This is a genomic window from bacterium, from assembly GCA_023150945.1.
Taxonomy (GTDB): Bacteria; Zhuqueibacterota; Zhuqueibacteria; order Zhuqueibacterales; family Zhuqueibacteraceae; genus Coneutiohabitans.
Genome location: JAKLJX010000027.1, coordinates 1 through 14,417 on the forward strand (window position 1 = coordinate 1; position 14,417 = coordinate 14,417).

The 14,417-nt window shown below is 60.0% G+C and carries 18 protein-coding genes; 16 read left to right on the top strand and 2 right to left on the bottom strand.

The window, feature by feature from the left end; all coding sequences use genetic code 11:
• Positions 1 to 177: 177 nt before the first annotated feature.
• Complete coding sequence (locus tag L6R21_24210; protein ID MCK6562314.1) at positions 178 to 552, top strand: DUF1566 domain-containing protein; 375 nt, start codon at positions 178 to 180, stop codon at positions 550 to 552.
• 187 nt (positions 553 to 739) lie between these two features.
• On the opposite strand, the gene L6R21_24215 is transcribed toward L6R21_24210, so the two are convergent.
• Together L6R21_24215 and L6R21_24220 are read right to left on the bottom strand one after the other, a co-directional pair.
• Positions 740 to 1,948: a PP2C family protein-serine/threonine phosphatase gene (locus tag L6R21_24215; GenBank protein ID MCK6562315.1), complete on the bottom strand. Its 1,209-nt coding sequence runs from the start codon at positions 1,946 to 1,948 to the stop codon at positions 740 to 742.
• A 21-nt stretch (positions 1,949 to 1,969) separates the two neighbouring features.
• Positions 1,970 to 2,245 (bottom strand): hypothetical protein, encoded by a 276-nt coding sequence (locus L6R21_24220; protein MCK6562316.1) that lies wholly within the window; start codon positions 2,243 to 2,245, stop codon positions 1,970 to 1,972.
• A gap of 917 nt (positions 2,246 to 3,162) precedes the next feature.
• Between L6R21_24220 and L6R21_24225 the strand changes: the two genes are divergently transcribed.
• From L6R21_24225 to L6R21_24295, 15 genes are all read left to right on the top strand, one after another.
• Entirely contained in the window at positions 3,163 to 3,690 is a 528-nt protein-coding gene (locus L6R21_24225) for a carboxypeptidase regulatory-like domain-containing protein (GenBank protein MCK6562317.1), read from the top strand.
• A gap of 64 nt (positions 3,691 to 3,754) precedes the next feature.
• A complete protein-coding gene (gene coxB, locus L6R21_24230) occupies positions 3,755 to 4,465 on the top strand; it encodes a cytochrome c oxidase subunit II (protein ID MCK6562318.1) in 711 nt (236 codons plus the stop codon).
• A 39-nt stretch (positions 4,466 to 4,504) separates the two neighbouring features.
• The gene (locus tag L6R21_24235; GenBank protein MCK6562319.1) at positions 4,505 to 6,652 is read left to right on the top strand and encodes a cbb3-type cytochrome c oxidase subunit I; all 2,148 of its coding nucleotides are present in this window, start codon (positions 4,505 to 4,507) and stop codon (positions 6,650 to 6,652) included.
• A gap of 6 nt (positions 6,653 to 6,658) precedes the next feature.
• Positions 6,659 to 6,829 carry a hypothetical protein gene (locus L6R21_24240; protein ID MCK6562320.1) on the top strand — a complete coding sequence of 57 codons (171 nt, stop codon included), beginning with the start codon at positions 6,659 to 6,661 and terminating at the stop codon, positions 6,827 to 6,829.
• Between the two features lie 17 nt (positions 6,830 to 6,846).
• Positions 6,847 to 7,566: a cytochrome c oxidase subunit 3 gene (locus L6R21_24245; GenBank protein MCK6562321.1), complete on the top strand. Its 720-nt coding sequence runs from the start codon at positions 6,847 to 6,849 to the stop codon at positions 7,564 to 7,566.
• Positions 7,567 to 7,604: 38 nt separating this feature from the next.
• Positions 7,605 to 7,868, top strand: coding sequence for a hypothetical protein (locus tag L6R21_24250; protein MCK6562322.1), 264 nt, complete (start codon positions 7,605 to 7,607; stop codon positions 7,866 to 7,868).
• 12 nt (positions 7,869 to 7,880) lie between these two features.
• Complete coding sequence (locus L6R21_24255; GenBank protein ID MCK6562323.1) at positions 7,881 to 8,504, top strand: cytochrome c oxidase subunit 3; 624 nt, start codon at positions 7,881 to 7,883, stop codon at positions 8,502 to 8,504.
• A gap of 75 nt (positions 8,505 to 8,579) precedes the next feature.
• On the top strand, positions 8,580 to 8,927 hold the full coding sequence (locus tag L6R21_24260; GenBank protein MCK6562324.1) for a cytochrome C oxidase subunit IV family protein: 348 nt from the start codon (positions 8,580 to 8,582) through the stop codon (positions 8,925 to 8,927).
• A 106-nt stretch (positions 8,928 to 9,033) separates the two neighbouring features.
• Positions 9,034 to 10,023, top strand: coding sequence for a COX15/CtaA family protein (locus tag L6R21_24265; GenBank protein ID MCK6562325.1), 990 nt, complete (start codon positions 9,034 to 9,036; stop codon positions 10,021 to 10,023).
• Between the two features lie 147 nt (positions 10,024 to 10,170).
• Positions 10,171 to 11,034: a heme o synthase gene (gene cyoE / locus L6R21_24270; protein ID MCK6562326.1), complete on the top strand. Its 864-nt coding sequence runs from the start codon at positions 10,171 to 10,173 to the stop codon at positions 11,032 to 11,034.
• A 16-nt stretch (positions 11,035 to 11,050) separates the two neighbouring features.
• Positions 11,051 to 11,545 carry a DinB family protein gene (locus tag L6R21_24275; protein ID MCK6562327.1) on the top strand — a complete coding sequence of 165 codons (495 nt, stop codon included), beginning with the start codon at positions 11,051 to 11,053 and terminating at the stop codon, positions 11,543 to 11,545.
• 69 nt (positions 11,546 to 11,614) lie between these two features.
• The gene (locus L6R21_24280) at positions 11,615 to 12,235 is read left to right on the top strand and encodes an SCO family protein (GenBank protein ID MCK6562328.1); all 621 of its coding nucleotides are present in this window, start codon (positions 11,615 to 11,617) and stop codon (positions 12,233 to 12,235) included.
• The gene (locus L6R21_24285) at positions 12,229 to 12,651 is read left to right on the top strand and encodes a DUF420 domain-containing protein (GenBank protein ID MCK6562329.1); all 423 of its coding nucleotides are present in this window, start codon (positions 12,229 to 12,231) and stop codon (positions 12,649 to 12,651) included. The genes L6R21_24280 and L6R21_24285 overlap by 7 nt, the downstream gene beginning before the upstream one ends.
• Before the next feature lie 198 nt (positions 12,652 to 12,849).
• A complete protein-coding gene (locus L6R21_24290) occupies positions 12,850 to 13,299 on the top strand; it encodes an NfeD family protein (GenBank protein MCK6562330.1) in 450 nt (149 codons plus the stop codon).
• An 11-nt stretch (positions 13,300 to 13,310) separates the two neighbouring features.
• Positions 13,311 to 14,300, top strand: a complete 990-nt coding sequence (locus tag L6R21_24295; protein ID MCK6562331.1) for an SPFH/Band 7/PHB domain protein — start codon at positions 13,311 to 13,313, stop codon at positions 14,298 to 14,300.
• The last annotated feature ends 117 nt before the right edge of the window (positions 14,301 to 14,417 follow it).

Consider the following 14,417-nt stretch of genomic DNA (forward strand, 5'->3'; position numbering starts at 1 on the left):
GCTGCAAGCTCTAAAACTATTGCCGCATGAATTTCACGGCGAATGGAATTACACAATCAAGCCCCGAAATTAAGCACTTTCAGAATTGTATACTTTGTTTTTTAACGGGCCCTAACCGCTACAAAGCCGCGCAAAGTGGCACGCCCAATTTTAGCCCGCGCAACAAAGGGCAGGTTTGTGACGAAAAGCCTGCACCGCGACAAGATTGTCGTTGACCGGGCCACCGGATTGATGTGGCAGCAGGGCACTTCGGCTCAGCAGATGTCCCACCGTGGTGCGAGGGCGTGGATTGATGAGTTGAATCGGCACGGCTTCGCGGGATTCAATGACTGGCGATTACCGACGCTGGCAGAAGCTCTGACGCTGTTGGAGCCAAGCCCCAATCCAGAAGGGGTCTACATCGACTCGGTTTTCATGGCCAGAAGAAGACTGTGGATGTGGACTTCGGAGAGAGGGGACACGGAAACGGCGTGGTACGTCAACTTCAACTACGGCTACAGCCAACTGAATCGCATCAACACGAGTTACAACTGCGTCTGTGCGGTCAGATGAGGCGGTGTTCGCCGGCCAATGCGACGGTACAACCAACCGCAGTTCTTTCCTGCCAAAGCCCGCAGGCGGGCAGCAGCGCAACGGTGCGCTCAGACCTGTGCCACCGGCCTTGTGCCTGTTCAAGAGGTGCGGCGCCCTTTTTCCAGACTGCTCCACGACCGTTGCCACCGTGCCGACGGCGGAGATTTCACTCTTCCAATTTCTTCACCACTACGGCAGTCACATCGTCCTGCCACATGGCCTGATCTCCGAAGGCGAATACCGTTTGGTAGAGCAATTCCAGGATTTCATGGGCACGCCGGTGTTGGTGACGAACGAGGAATTCCTCCAGGCGACAAATGCCGAACTCCTCGTTCGCGCGGTTGCGCCGTTCGAGGATGCCATCGCTGAACATCATCAAGACTGCCCCCGGCGCAAAGCTGGTGGAAGCCCGCTGCAATGTGATCTCGGGTACAGCGCCGAGAATCATACCGGTGGCCTTCAGCGGCCTGACGTGCCGCCCGTGCACCAAGAGTGGCGGCGGATGCCCGGCATTGACATAGTAGATGTTGCCGTTGAGCTCGATTTCGGCATAGAACAGTGAGACGAAACGGGCCGACAAGGTGCTGCGATGAATGACTCGGTTGAGTTTCTGCATCGCCTCGGCCATTTTCATCTCCTTTTCCACGCCCATGCGCAGGCCGGTCACGACATCGCGCACCAGGAGAGCGGCCGGCAGGCCATGCCCGCTGGCATCCCCCATCGCGACACTGAAAACATCCTCACCGAAAACAGAAAAATCGAAGAAATCACCACCGACGGCCTCCGCCGGCTGTGAGCGCCCGGCGGTTTCATATCCGGCAATGTGGGGCGGGCTGCTCGGCAACAGGCTCTGCTGAATCAAAGCGGCTTGCTGCATGTCGTTCTTCATGGCCTCGGCATGCAGCCGGAAATTCAACTGCGCGCGCACTGCGTTCAGACAGAATTCGACCTCTTCACGCATCCAACCGCTGCTCAGAGCAAAGATGAAAATCCACCGCCGGCTCGGGCTCTGCAGGTAGAATGCCGCCGGCAGCAGGGGTTCGCGAGGTGAGCCGCTTTGCCGGTTGATTCGCAGCGAAAGGTCGTTGAAAATATAGCTGCCGTTGCGTATCGTCAGCTCGACCGCTTCCGGGTCCAGGGCGGTTGTCCCCTCCGAATAGGAGGAGAGGCTTTCTCCCCCGCCGTCCGGATTCAGCAGCAGGAACTGGCCGTGCTCTTCCACGTAGAGACGCCCGTTGGTGATGTGCAAATCCCTGGCAAAGGCGCTCTCCAATTTGGCCAATACGGAGAAAAGATAGTCGTTTTTTGCCGTGCCTTCGTCGATGCCCGCCAGCAGGGTGTCCAGACGGCGGTAAAGCTCCTTGGGCTGAATCATAGATGGGCTTCTTGAACGTGATCAACTGCGTCGGTCACTGGCGGCACGAGCCTCCGGCAGATGCACGGCAGCCGGTAATTTCTCCAGGGCGGGTTCCTTATAGACCTCGCGTTGAACAGAGATTGATACCACCTGGTTGCTGAGCTCGAAGTGAAAATTGATCTTTGCGATCTCCAACAAACGCGACTTGCAGACCCAACAAATGTGGTATTTGTATGGCTCATAGGGCAAGTCCAGCGGGCGCTGCATCTCGTGCAGGTAGCATTTTGTTTGCGGGGCGCGGGTCATGGTGGGCATGGTATGGTCTCCTGGTTTGGTTTGGCGCTGATTTGACAAGCCTCTGTGTGCAGCCGGGCATCGCCACGGCGCGGCGATCCGTGAGGAGCTGTTCTGGGCCAGACCGGTCGGTGCGGCACAAAATCACGCGGTCAAGCGGGCGGATTTTCGTGGAAACAAGGGAACGGCCTTGCGGGAGGCTCGCTGTTGTCAGGTCAATTCGCGATCTTGTCCACCAAAACCTGCAGTCCACAGGGGCGGACCACTATCCCGGAGGCGGGCTGCCGAGTGCTTGTGTTATCACCCAGCAGAACGGGGCCGGCTGGAAAGAGTGGAAGAGAAGCGAGAACGCGAAGAACCTCGGCTGAAGCCAATGCCTCGCGTCATGGCGGCATCGCCGCTCGCGTCAATGCGTGTAGTTCTGCGTATCCTTTGCGTATCACAATGTCGTGAAATCTGTGCGGGCCGCTGCGGATACGCGGCAACAACATAGTGACCCAGAGGGAGAAAAACAAGCACGAAAGTGGAAAAGATGCCGCGTCCAGCGCAATGATCCGGGGCGCAGATCACCCATGACACGCGAATTTCCGCTTGACATTACGCCCTTGCCTGACTACATTCGGCTTCCAATTTTTGACATATCCTGCATCCGGCTGCTCCCCGCAGCCCGTCATTTCAGACTTACTGTGAAAGTCGCGCTATCCCGCGTGCGTGTCGCCTGCTTGATGTTATGTGCCATGTCGATGTTCTGCTCTGCCTGCAGCGGCGACGGTCAGTCAGTTCCAATTCCCAAACCTGAAACAGCAGTCACGGCGCCGGCCAAACCGGCGGCGAGTTTTATCTTCGGACAGATGCATTTTCAGGGCGAAGCGCCGGCAGCGAAAGTCATACACATGGCAAGAGATGCTGCCTGCCGGCTCCCAGGTTCCGCGGAAATTGTGTCGGACGAGTTCGTGGTCAACGCCAATCAGACGTTGCGCCACGTCTTTGTTTATCTCGCCGAGGGCGTGGTGCAACTATATCCGCCGCCTGCCGAACCCGTGGTGTTGAATCAGATCGGGTGCCAGTACCAGCCGCATGTGTTCGGCATTCAAACTGGCCAGCCTTTGCAGATTTTGAACAGCGACGACACGATGCACAACGTTCACGCGGCCTCACAGCACAACCCACCTTTCAATCTCGGCATGACGCGTCACGTGAAGCTATTGACGCGCACCTTCACTCACCCCGAGATCATGATCCCCTTTCGCTGCAATGTGCATCCGTGGATGTCTGCTTACGCCGGCGTGTTGGCGCATCCGTTTTTTCAAGTGACGGAGGCGGCCGGCGATTATCGCCTGGGACCGTTGCCTGCCGGCAACTACCTGGTCGTGGCCTGGCACGAGAAGCTGGGCCGCCGCGCGCAGCGGGTCGCGCTGGGCGACTCGGCGGCGGCGCGCCTCGACTTCATTTTTGCTGCAGAGTAAGCCGGCGCCCGTTTGCCGGCCGGCGCACTTCATCACTCAACCTTGTCAAGGGAGGAGAGTCGCAATGCTTGACTGGCTTCCGGAGAATGTTTCCACCTACGGCAGTAGAATCGACTTCTTCTTTCACGTCATCTACTACCTGACGGCCTCGGTGTTCGTGCTGGTGTCGGCAACCATGATCTACTTCCTGATCAAGTACCGCCAGCGCGAGGGCCGGCGCGCGACCTACACGCACGGCAACGCCACGCTCGAATGGGTGTGGACGAGCGCCACCACCGTCGCGATGATTGCGCTCGCGTTTGCCAGCAAGCCGCTGTGGGGCGAGATCAAGCAACAGCGGCCGCCGGCGGAGGTGGAAGTGCGCGTCACCGGCAAGCAATTCAATTGGCAGATTCTTTATCCCGGCCCCGACCGCCAATTCGACACCGCGGACGACTACCAAATCGACAATGACCTGCATGTGCCGGTGAATGCCGTCGTGCACGTGCATTTGAATTCCCTGGATGTGATTCACAGTTTCTTCGTGCCGCAACTGCGGCTGAAGCAGGACGCCGTGCCCGGGCACAGCATCACCGCCTGGTTTCAAGCCACCAAGCCGGGAGTCTATGAGATTCCCTGCGCCGAGCTGTGCGGCTTCGGCCATTCCGGCATGAAGGGCACGCTCTACGTCGACACCCCGGAAGAGTACGAAGCCTGGAAACTGGAAACCTGGCCGCCGGCTCCTGCTGCCGAGGCCGCGCCCGCTGATTCCGCCGGCGCCGCCAACCCCCTGTGATTGCAATCCACCCACGATCTTTCCGATGGAGAATTCAGAATGGCACACGCACACACCATCTCTGCTGATGAGCTGAAACAACGGCGTTTGTTTGGAGAGATTTTCAGCGCGGTCATGATCGTGACTGGCGTGCTGTTTGTCCTGCTGACGTTGCTGATCCGGCCGGAAAACGGATTGCTGGCGCGCCTGGCATTCGGCGTGGTTGCGCTCGCCAATGGCATCCTCACCTGGCGAAAGCCGCAGAAATGGCTCGGCACGTTGCCGCTGCTCTATGGCGTCGTTTGGGCGGTGTGGGGATTACAGCAGGGCATCGGCACACCCTCGCTGCTGGGTTTCGCCGACTTTCTCGTCGGCTTCTTCTTCATCGTCGGCGGCTTGGGCAACCTCGCCGAGCATCATCCCCACGGCTTCATCGGCACCCACCTGATTTCGATGGATCACAAGATGATCGGCAAGCAATTCCTCACCCTGGGCTTGCTGATGATGATCTTCGGCGGCGGATTTGCCTTGCTGTTCCGCTGGCAACTTGCCTACCCGGACAAGCCCTTGCCGCTCATCGGGGCCTCCGCCGAATTCCTCGAATCCGGCGAGCCGAAAACCGGCATGGACAAGCTCTGGATGGAGTGGCTGCAAAAGGATGAAAGCGAGCAAAATTGGCTGGCGAAAAACATGCCGATGGGCGCGGTCGCGCCGGCATTCTACAACTCGCTGTTTACCATGCACGCCACCATCATGATCTTCTTTGTGGTGATGCCGATTCTCGTCGGCTGCTTCGGCAATTTTCTCATCCCACTGATGATCGGCACGCGCGACATGGCGTTTCCCGTGCTCAACATGCTTTCCTTCTGGGTGGCCATCGCCTCCGGCGTGGTGATGATGGCCGGCTTCCTCGTGCCCGGCGGCCATGCCGCCGCCGGCTGGACGTCCTACACGCCGCTCGCCGCCAATGCCGCCTGGACCGGCGTCGACATGGGGCAGGTGTTGTGGTCCTTCAGTCTGATCGTGCTCGGCGTCTCCTCGCTGATGGGCTCGATCAACTACATCACCACCATCATCAACATGCGCGCGCCCGGCATGACGCTGTTCCGCATGCCGCTCGCGATCTGGTCGCTGTTCATCGTCGCCATTCTCCTGCTGCTGGCGTTGCCGGTGTTGACCTCCGCGCTGGCCATGCTGCTGTTCGATCAAACTCTGGGCACCAGCTTCTTCAATGTCGCGGGCGGCGGCGAACCGTTGCTCTGGCAGCATCTCTTCTGGTTCTTCGGCCATCCGGAAGTCTACATTCTCATTCTGCCGGCGATGGGCCTGGCCTCCGAAATCCTGCCGGTGTTCAGCCGCAAGCCGATCTTCGGCTACCGCGCCATGGTCTGGGCGATGGTGGCGATCGCGTTTCTCGGTTGGATCGTGTGGGGCCATCACATGTTTCAAAGCGGCATGAACCCACGGCTCGGCACCACTTTCATGATCTCGACCATGTTGATCGCCGTGCCCTCCGCGATCAAAACTTTCAACTGGCTCGGCACTTTGTGGGGCGGCAGCATCCGCTTCACGGTGCCGATGCTGTTCGCCCTCGGCTTTGTTTCGATGTTCGTCATCGGCGGCCTGAGCGGCATCTACATGGCCTCGACGCCGGTGGATATGTTCATCCACGACACCTACTACATCGTCGCGCACATTCACTACGTTGTGTTCGGCGGCAGCATCTTCGGTATTTTCGCGGGCCTGTATTACTGGTTTCCCAAGATGTACGGCCGCCTGCTGAACGCCACCTGGGGCAAGATTCACTTCTGGCTGACGTTTGTCTCCTTCAATTGCACTTTCTTTCCGATGCACATTCTCGGCGTGGGCGGCCACATGCGCCGCATCGCCAATCCGCTGCAGTATGATTTTCTCAAACAATTCCAGGGCATGAACGAGTTCATCACCATCAGCGCCTTTGTGCTCGGCTTCACCCAGCTCATCTTTGCGGTGAATTTCGTTTACTGCATGTTCAAAGGCCGCAAGGCGGAAAGCGACAACCCGTGGCGCGCCAACACCCTGGAGTGGGTCGCGCCCACGCCGCCGCCACACGGCAATTTTCTGGCGACGCCGACCGTGCATCACGGCCCCTACGAGTACAGCGTGCCGGGCCTGGAAACCGACTTCGTGCCGCAAACGGAAAAAGCCGCGGTGCCGGCCGGGCATTGAGGCAATATGCAAAGCATGAAGATCATGGCCGGTGCTCGGAAAAATGTACCTGCCCGCATTTCGCCCGAACTGCCGGCTGACATGGCGGCGCGCAACGCGCGCGTGCTCAAGATTCTACTTGGCATGCTGGCCCTGTTGGTGGCCGTGACGGCGTTGAGTGTTCTGCTCTTGAACTAATTCTGGACTGATTGGCGATGCCGGCAACTGCTGCTAGCGCTTCCCCTCAGGCTGCCTACGAATGGTCCAGCCGTGATAGTGGAGAAGTCCTCGAACTGGATCCTTTCTCCGGCGATCCGCCGCCGCTCACGCCGGCATTGCCCTATGGTCCCGGCGATGATGGCGATGACGGCGAGGCCGAGTCGCGGCCGGTCGGCAATGCCGTGCTCGGCATGCTGCTGTTTCTCGGCACGGACGCGATGTTTTTCGCCGCGCTCATCGGCGCGTTTATCGTTTTCAAATATGGCGCCTTGGACTGGCCGCCGCTGGGTCAGCCGCGCCTGCCGGTGATGGTCACCGGCGCGAACACCGTAATTCTGCTGGCCAGCGGTCTCACGATGTTCCAGGCTTACCGCCGCATCCGGCGCGGTGAGGCTGCCGGTTTGCAGAAAAGTCTCGCGCTCACGGCACTGCTGGGCACGACGTTTCTGCTGATCCAGGGCTACGAGTGGCTCAAGCTGCTCGGCTATGGCCTGACCTTGTCGTCCAGCGTGTACGGCGCGACCTTTTACACGTTGATCGGCTGCCATGCGCTGCACGTTGCCGGCGCCGTGTTTTGGCTGCTGGTTGTTTGGTGGCGGGCCACCCAGAGGCGGTTCACCGCTGCCCGGCACACTGCGGTGCTGCTGTGCAGCATGTACTGGTATCTGGTGGTTCTGCTATGGCCGCTGCTCTACGTCCTGGTGTATTTGAATTGAGCCGGCGGGAGAAATGAATCAGAATGAGGTGTTGTGATATGTACAAGGCAAAATCACTATTCGTGCTGTTGTTCATCATCATGTTGCTGATGCTGCCGCAGGCCGCCGCGGCGTGCCCGGGTTGTGCGCAAGCGGCCAACGGCGCGCTCGGCCGCGGCTTCAACAACAGCATTCTTTTTCTGATGGCCATGCCGTTCACGATCGTTGGCAGCGTGGCGTTGTGTCTGTTCATTTTGCAGCGCCGGCATCGTACTGCCGCGGCCAAACCCGACCCTGTCTCGCTTTCCCAATCCGAAACCTGAGGAGGAAAAAACGTGAGTCACGCCTCTGCCCACGTTCATGCGATTGAACCCGCCGAGTCGCCCCTGACCCCGGAAAGCTGGGGCAAACTCGGCATGTGGATTTTTCTGGCGGGTGACGCCATGTCTTTTGGCGGCTTGCTCGCCGGCTACGGCGCCCTGCGCGCCGGCGCGACCGACTGGCCCAACCCGCTGGAGGTGCTCGGCATCAATCTCACCGCCTTCATGACGTTTCTGCTCATCTGCAGCAGCGTCACCATGGTGAAGGCGCTGTCGGCCATCCGCCGCGGCAACCAGCAGGGTCTGCGCAACTTTTTGCTGCTGACCATTCTCGGCGGCGTCACGTTTCTTGGCTTGCAAGCCTACGAATGGACGCACCTGATCACCGAACAACAGGTGACCTTCACCAGCAATCCCTACGGCAGCTATCTGTTCGGCACGACCTTCTACGCGATCACCGGCTTTCACGGCGCGCATGTAACCGGCGGCGTGATCTACTTGAGCCTGGTCCTGCTCAATGGCATGCGCGGCCGCTACTCCGCGGAGAATTACAGCACGGTCGAGAATGCCGGCTTGTACTGGCATTTCGTCGATCTCGTCTGGATTCTGGTCTTCACCTTCGTCTATCTCATCAAGTAGATCGTGGTTGCGAGGGCAATGCCGGTGCTTTCGAAAATTGACGAGACCCCGAATCGTGTCCCAGGAGAAAATTCCATGTCTGGCATGCACAAAGAACCCAACTACATGATGGTGTTCGTCGCGTTGTTCGTTCTGACCGTCTTCGAAATCGGCGCGGTCTACTTGCCGATCGGCAGGGTCGGCGTCGGTATCGTGCTGATCCTCCTGGCGCTTTCCAAAGCCTCATTGGTGGCAATGTACTTTATGCACCTGAAGTTCGAAAAGCGCACGCTCGGTATTATCGCGCTCACCCCGCTGATTCTGTGCACGCTCTTGATCATCGCTCTGTTGCCGGATCTCACCGGCACCCCGCGTGATTCGGCCCGCCTGCGGGCTGAGCAGGCCCAGCAGGCCGAAGCCCCTGCCGCGGTCGAGGCGCAGTGAAGCCCCCGGCTGCGTGTTTTCGGGCACAGCCCTGCCCCAAGGTTGTGCTTTCATGTGTGTATTTTTTGACATATATTGGGCCGGTCTGATTAACCGTGTGAGTCAAATGATGACACCCGCATCTTCCCCCCGCAAATGGCTCCATCGCTTCGCCCTGCTGGTGGCGGGAGCCACTTTCGTGCTGATTTTCATTGGCGGATTGGTGACCAGCACCGATTCCGGCTTGTCCGTGCCCGACTGGCCGAATACCTACGGTCATTTCATGTTCTCCTACCCGCTGTCGCAAATGGTGGGCGGCATTTTGTATGAGCATGGCCATCGCATGGTGGCCAGCGTCGTGGGCATGCTCATGGTCATTCTCGCGGCCTGGCTGTGGTGGCAAGAACCCCGGCGCTGGGTGAAGCGCTTGGGGCTGGTCGCGCTACTGTTGGTCATTCTGCAAGGCGTGCTGGGCGGACTCACGGTTCTGTTCCTGCTGCCCACGCCCATTTCCGTGGCGCACGGCACGCTGGCGCAAACCTTTTTCGGCTTGACGATTTGCCTGGCGCTGTTCACCTCGCCGGAGTGGGGCAAGCCGCTGGCGAAACGGCAGGACACGCAGCGGCCGCCGCTGGCTGTTCTCGCCATGGTGACCACTGCGGCGATCTTTCTGCAACTCATTCTCGGCGCAGTTATGCGTCACACCAAATCCGGCCTGGCCATTCCGGATTTTCCGCTGGCCTTTGGCCGGCTCATTCCACCTTTTGATTCTGCCGGCATCGCAATTCACTTTGCCCATCGCCTGGGCGCGGTGGTGGTCACCGCCCTGGTGATTTGGACCGTGAGCCGCGTGCTGCGGCACTATCACGAGGAAGCGGCGTTGTATCGCCCGGCGGTGCTGCTGGCGATCGGCGTCCTGCTGCAAATCACGCTGGGCGGCCTCACCATTTGGTCACAAAAGGCTGTCCTGCCCACGACGGCGCACGTGGCCACCGGCGCCTTGGTGCTGGCGGCAAGCCTCGTGCTGACGGTGCGCGCGCAGCAATATCTCAGCGTGCCCGCGCGCGTGCCTGCCGGAGAGATGGCGGCCACGCTGCCGGGCGCGAGCGGAGCGTAATGGCATCGGCGGAGGCGGGCTCCGGCCGGCCCTTCGACTCGAGCCGGCAAAAATTGCCAAGCCGCCGCGCGAACCAGCAAGAACATTGAACTGAAGGCGAACGATTTCCAACGAATCATGACGACATCTTCACCGCCCCCAGCGAGTATGTTCGCGTCGATTTCTGATTATTTTGCCCTCACCAAGCCCCGCGTCACCTTGATGGTGCTGATCACGACGTTGTTCGGTTTCTATCTCGGTTCGCGCGGCCCCCTCGAGGTGGCGCTGCTGCTGCATACGCTGTGGGGCACCGCCCTGGTTGCCGGAGGAACCAGCGCGCTCAACCAATATCTCGAACGCCACCGCGATGCCCGGATGCTGCGCACCCGTCATCGTCCCCTGCCCGCCGGACGGCTGACGCCGACGCAGGCGCTGGGCTTCGGCGTGTTCATCTCGGTGGTCGGCATTGCGTATCTGGCCTTCTGGGTGAATGGGCTGACGGCGGTGCTGGCCGCCGTCACGCTCGTCAGCTATGTTTTTCTCTACACGCCGATGAAAACGAAAAGCCCGCTATCGACGGTGGTGGGCGCGATTCCCGGCGCCTTGCCGCCGATGGGCGGATGGACCGCGGTGCGCAACGATCTCGGCCTGGAAGCCTGGGTGCTGTTCGCGATTCTGTTCATCTGGCAGTTGCCTCATTTTTTGGCAATCGCCTGGATTTACCGCGACGATTATGCCCGCGGCGGCTTTCGCATGCTCACCGTCATTGATCCCGAAGGCTACAGCGCCGCGCGCCAGATTCTGACCAACTGCCTGGCGTTGCTGTCCGTGAGTCTGCTGCCGACTCTCATCGGCCTGACGGGCCGGGCCTATTTTTTCGGGGCGCTGGTTTTGGGAATTGGTTTTCTCGGCGTCGGCCTCAGCGTCACGTTTGCGCGCAACGTGGCCGCGGCCCGGCGGTTGATGCGCGCTTCATTGATCTATCTGCCGGCATTGCTCAGCATGATGGCGTGGGATAAAACCGCATTTTGATGACCGGGTTGCAATCATGACCGCATCCGAACGCGCACAGCTCATTGCCCAATATCAAGAGGGCTACGCACAAGTCGCGCAGGCGCTGCACAACATCACGCCCGCGGAGTTGGATTATCGCTGGTCGCCCGAAAAATGGACCGCCCGCGAAATCATACACCATCTCGCGGACAGCGAGATGACCAGCGCCATTCGGTTGCGCAAGTTGCTGGTGGAAGAGCAGCCGCAGATTCAGGGCTACGATCAGGAGGCTTTCGCCCGCCGGCTGCTTTACGCCCGCCGCCCGATCGCGCCGGCGCTCGCCGCCTTCAAGGCCGCCCGCGACACCACCGCCCAGCTTCTGGAGTTCATGACCGACGCGGATTGGCAGCGCACCGGCCATCACAGCGAGAGCGGCGCCTACTCCGCCGAAACCTGGTTGCGAATTTATGCCGCTCACGCCCACAATCATGCCGAACAGATCCGGCATTGTCGCCGCCGTTATCAAGAACTCGGTCGCGCGCCAGGCTGACAAGCGTCAGGAGTCTGGCCAGACGCTGCGCAGCGAGGCGCCGCGGCGCTCGCATGAAGTGGAGGCGTTATGAATGAGAGACGCAGCGGCCATCTGTGGTGGGGAATTGGCGCCGGAACCGCGATGGTCGTCGCCGCCATGTACGTGGGGCAAGAGTCCCTTCCCGGCCGCCGGCTGGAAACCCTCGGCCGCGTACCGGAATTCACCCTGCTCGAGCGCAGCGGCGAGCCGTTCGGCTCGGCGGATTTGCAGGGCAGGATTTGGATCGCCAACTTCATTTTCACGAGCTGCTCGGGCATCTGCCCGATCATGACGGGCCACATGTCCGAGCTGCAAAACACCCTCCTGCAAACCGGCCTCTCGACGGTCAAGCTGGTTTCCTTCTCCGTCGACCCCGAAGTCGACACCCCGGAAGTGCTCTCCCGTTTTGCGCAGAAGTACGGCGCGCAGCCGGGCCTCTGGTATTTTCTCACCGGTAGAAATGACTTGATTCAGGAGCTTGCCGGCCAGGGCTTCATGCTCTCCGCCATCGTCGGTGTCGATCCTCCCGAACCCATCATCCACAGCAATCAATTCGTGCTGGTCGATGCTGCCCGCAGGATTCGCAAATACTATGTCGGCACGGACTCGACGAGCGTCGAGCAGATCATGCGCGATGTCAAGAACCTGATCGCCGAGGTGCCATGGTGATTCCGATTACCGCTCTGCCCCACGTCAACGCCATGCTCAATGGCGCCAGCACTTTTTTTCTCTTGCTGGGGTTTTGGTTCATCCGCCGCAAGCGCATTGCGCAGCACAGACTCAGCATGCTGTGCGCCCTGGCGTCGTCGCTGCTGTTTCTTGCCAGTTACCTGGTCTATCATTACCAGGTCGGCTCGAAGTCCTTTCAGGGACAGGGATTCATCCGGCCGGTGTATTTTGCCATTCTCCTGACGCACACTATTTTGGCGATGGTCAATGTGCCGCTGGTCGTGATCACGCTGGTGCGCGCCTTTCGGGAAAGATTCGATCAACATGCCCGCCTGGCCCGGCGCTGGACGCTTCCGGTTTGGCTGTACGTTTCGGTCACCGGCGTGCTGGTGTATGTGATGCTGTATCAACTCTGATGCGGGGCAGAGCACGCTGCCGGCAGGCGGGTTTTGTGCAATCCCACAACACTGCCGTGAGCGGGCGCGGTTGCTTCGCCCAGTTTCATCTTGCGCGCGCCGGGGAAGTTTGGTACCTTTGCCGCGTTCGCGCAGGGTTGCGCCTCCAGCTTTCCACCTGCCCGACAACCCATACACCGACAAGATCAGGAGGCGAAGATGGAAGATTGGCTGCTATGGTTGCTGGCCGGCATTGTGCTCGATATCTTGGAGATATTCATTCCGGGATTCATTCCCGCCTGCTTTGGTTTTGGCTGTTTTGCGGCTGCCATTGCGGCCGCGCTTGATTTTGGCCTCACCGTTCAAATCGCCGTCTTCACCGCCACGACCTTCATCGTCTTCCTTTCCATCCGGCCGGTGTTTTTGAAACTCTTGAGCAAGAACACGCCCTCGGTCGCCACCAACATCGAGCGCTTGGTGGGGATGATCGGCCTCGCGCTGGACGACGTCTCCGGCCTGCAAGGCCTGGTCAAGCTGGAAGGGGAAGTGTGGAACAGCCGCAGCGACGACGGACGCAGCTTGCCGCCGGGTACGCGCGTGCGCGTGTTGCGGGTGGAAGGTAACAAGTTGATCGTGACGGCCAACGGCGTTCATCAATCTTCGAACTAAGGAGGGAGGCGATGCAACCGCTTCATTGGTTTGTGCTGGCGCTCGCGGTCCTGGTGATCGCGCTCGTCATCCGCGGCCTGCGCATTGTGCAGCAGGCCGAAGTCGTGATCATCGAACGTTTGGGAAAGTATCACACCACCCTCACCAGCGGCATCAACATCATCTGGCCGTTCTTCGACAAACCGCGGAAGATCATCTGGCGCTTCCTGGTGCCCGGCGCCGGCGGTGAGCCGGCTTCCTACATCCTGCGCGAGATGGATCGCATCGACCTGCGCGAAACCGTCTATGATTTCCCCCGCCAGAACGTGATCACCGCCGACAACGTGCTGATCGAGATCAACGCCCTGCTCTATTTTCAGATCACCGACCCGATCAAGGCGGTTTATGAGATCAACAACCTGCCGGACGCCATCGAAAAGCTCACGCAAACCAGCCTGCGCAACATCATCGGCGAGCTCTCGCTCGATCAAACCCTGACCAGTCGCGACACCATCAACCAGAAACTGCGCATTCTGCTCGATGAAGCCACCGATAAATGGGGCGTGCGCATCAACCGCGTCGAGCTGCAGGACATCATGCCGCCGCCGGACATTCGCATCGCCATGGAAAAGCAAATGCGCGCCGAACGCGACCGCCGCGCCGTGATTCTCGAGGCCGAGGGCCAGAAGCGCGCCGTGATTCTGCAGGCGGAAGGCAAGCGCGAGGCGCAAATTGCCGAGGCCGAAGGCAGCAAGCAATCCGAAATTCTGCGTGCTGACGGCGAAGCCGGCGCGATTCAGCGCGTGGCCAATGCCGAGGCCGAAGCCATCCGCGCCATTACCAAGGCCGTGGGCGACGGCGGCGCCGACCCCACGAAATATCTCATCGCATTGAAATACCTCGACGCCCTGAAGGAAATGGCCGGCGGCAACACCAACAAAGTCGTGTTTCTGCCGTTTGAGGCAACCGGAATTCTCTCGTCGCTGGGCGGGATCAAGGAGCTGTTGCAGGAAAAAGCCTGAGCGCTGCGGCGGCAGGCCGGTGACGCTCCGAGTGTCGTGGAAACGCTGCGGTTATTGACGCAACGGCCAAGCCGCTGCAGGGGCATTCTCTCTGATGACCGCGATTGCGGACCAACA

What these genes read in the sequence shown, in the direction of transcription:
- L6R21_24215 (MCK6562315.1), bottom strand. Translation starts at nt 1,948, where the DNA reads ATGATTCAGCCCAAGGAGCTTTACCGCCGTCTGGACACCCTGCTGGCG.
- L6R21_24220 (MCK6562316.1), bottom strand. Translation starts at nt 2,245, where the DNA reads ATGCCCACCATGACCCGCGCCCCGCAAACAAAATGCTACCTGCACGAG.
- coxB (MCK6562318.1), top strand. Translation starts at nt 3,755, where the DNA reads ATGCTTGACTGGCTTCCGGAGAATGTTTCCACCTACGGCAGTAGAATC.
- L6R21_24235 (MCK6562319.1), top strand. Translation starts at nt 4,505, where the DNA reads ATGGCACACGCACACACCATCTCTGCTGATGAGCTGAAACAACGGCGT.
- L6R21_24240 (MCK6562320.1), top strand. Translation starts at nt 6,659, where the DNA reads ATGCAAAGCATGAAGATCATGGCCGGTGCTCGGAAAAATGTACCTGCC.
- L6R21_24245 (MCK6562321.1), top strand. Translation starts at nt 6,847, where the DNA reads ATGCCGGCAACTGCTGCTAGCGCTTCCCCTCAGGCTGCCTACGAATGG.
- L6R21_24250 (MCK6562322.1), top strand. Translation starts at nt 7,605, where the DNA reads ATGTACAAGGCAAAATCACTATTCGTGCTGTTGTTCATCATCATGTTG.
- L6R21_24260 (MCK6562324.1), top strand. Translation starts at nt 8,580, where the DNA reads ATGTCTGGCATGCACAAAGAACCCAACTACATGATGGTGTTCGTCGCG.
- L6R21_24265 (MCK6562325.1), top strand. Translation starts at nt 9,034, where the DNA reads ATGATGACACCCGCATCTTCCCCCCGCAAATGGCTCCATCGCTTCGCC.
- cyoE (MCK6562326.1), top strand. Translation starts at nt 10,171, where the DNA reads ATGTTCGCGTCGATTTCTGATTATTTTGCCCTCACCAAGCCCCGCGTC.
- L6R21_24275 (MCK6562327.1), top strand. Translation starts at nt 11,051, where the DNA reads ATGACCGCATCCGAACGCGCACAGCTCATTGCCCAATATCAAGAGGGC.
- L6R21_24280 (MCK6562328.1), top strand. Translation starts at nt 11,615, where the DNA reads ATGAATGAGAGACGCAGCGGCCATCTGTGGTGGGGAATTGGCGCCGGA.
- L6R21_24285 (MCK6562329.1), top strand. Translation starts at nt 12,229, where the DNA reads ATGGTGATTCCGATTACCGCTCTGCCCCACGTCAACGCCATGCTCAAT.
- L6R21_24290 (MCK6562330.1), top strand. Translation starts at nt 12,850, where the DNA reads ATGGAAGATTGGCTGCTATGGTTGCTGGCCGGCATTGTGCTCGATATC.
- L6R21_24295 (MCK6562331.1), top strand. Translation starts at nt 13,311, where the DNA reads ATGCAACCGCTTCATTGGTTTGTGCTGGCGCTCGCGGTCCTGGTGATC.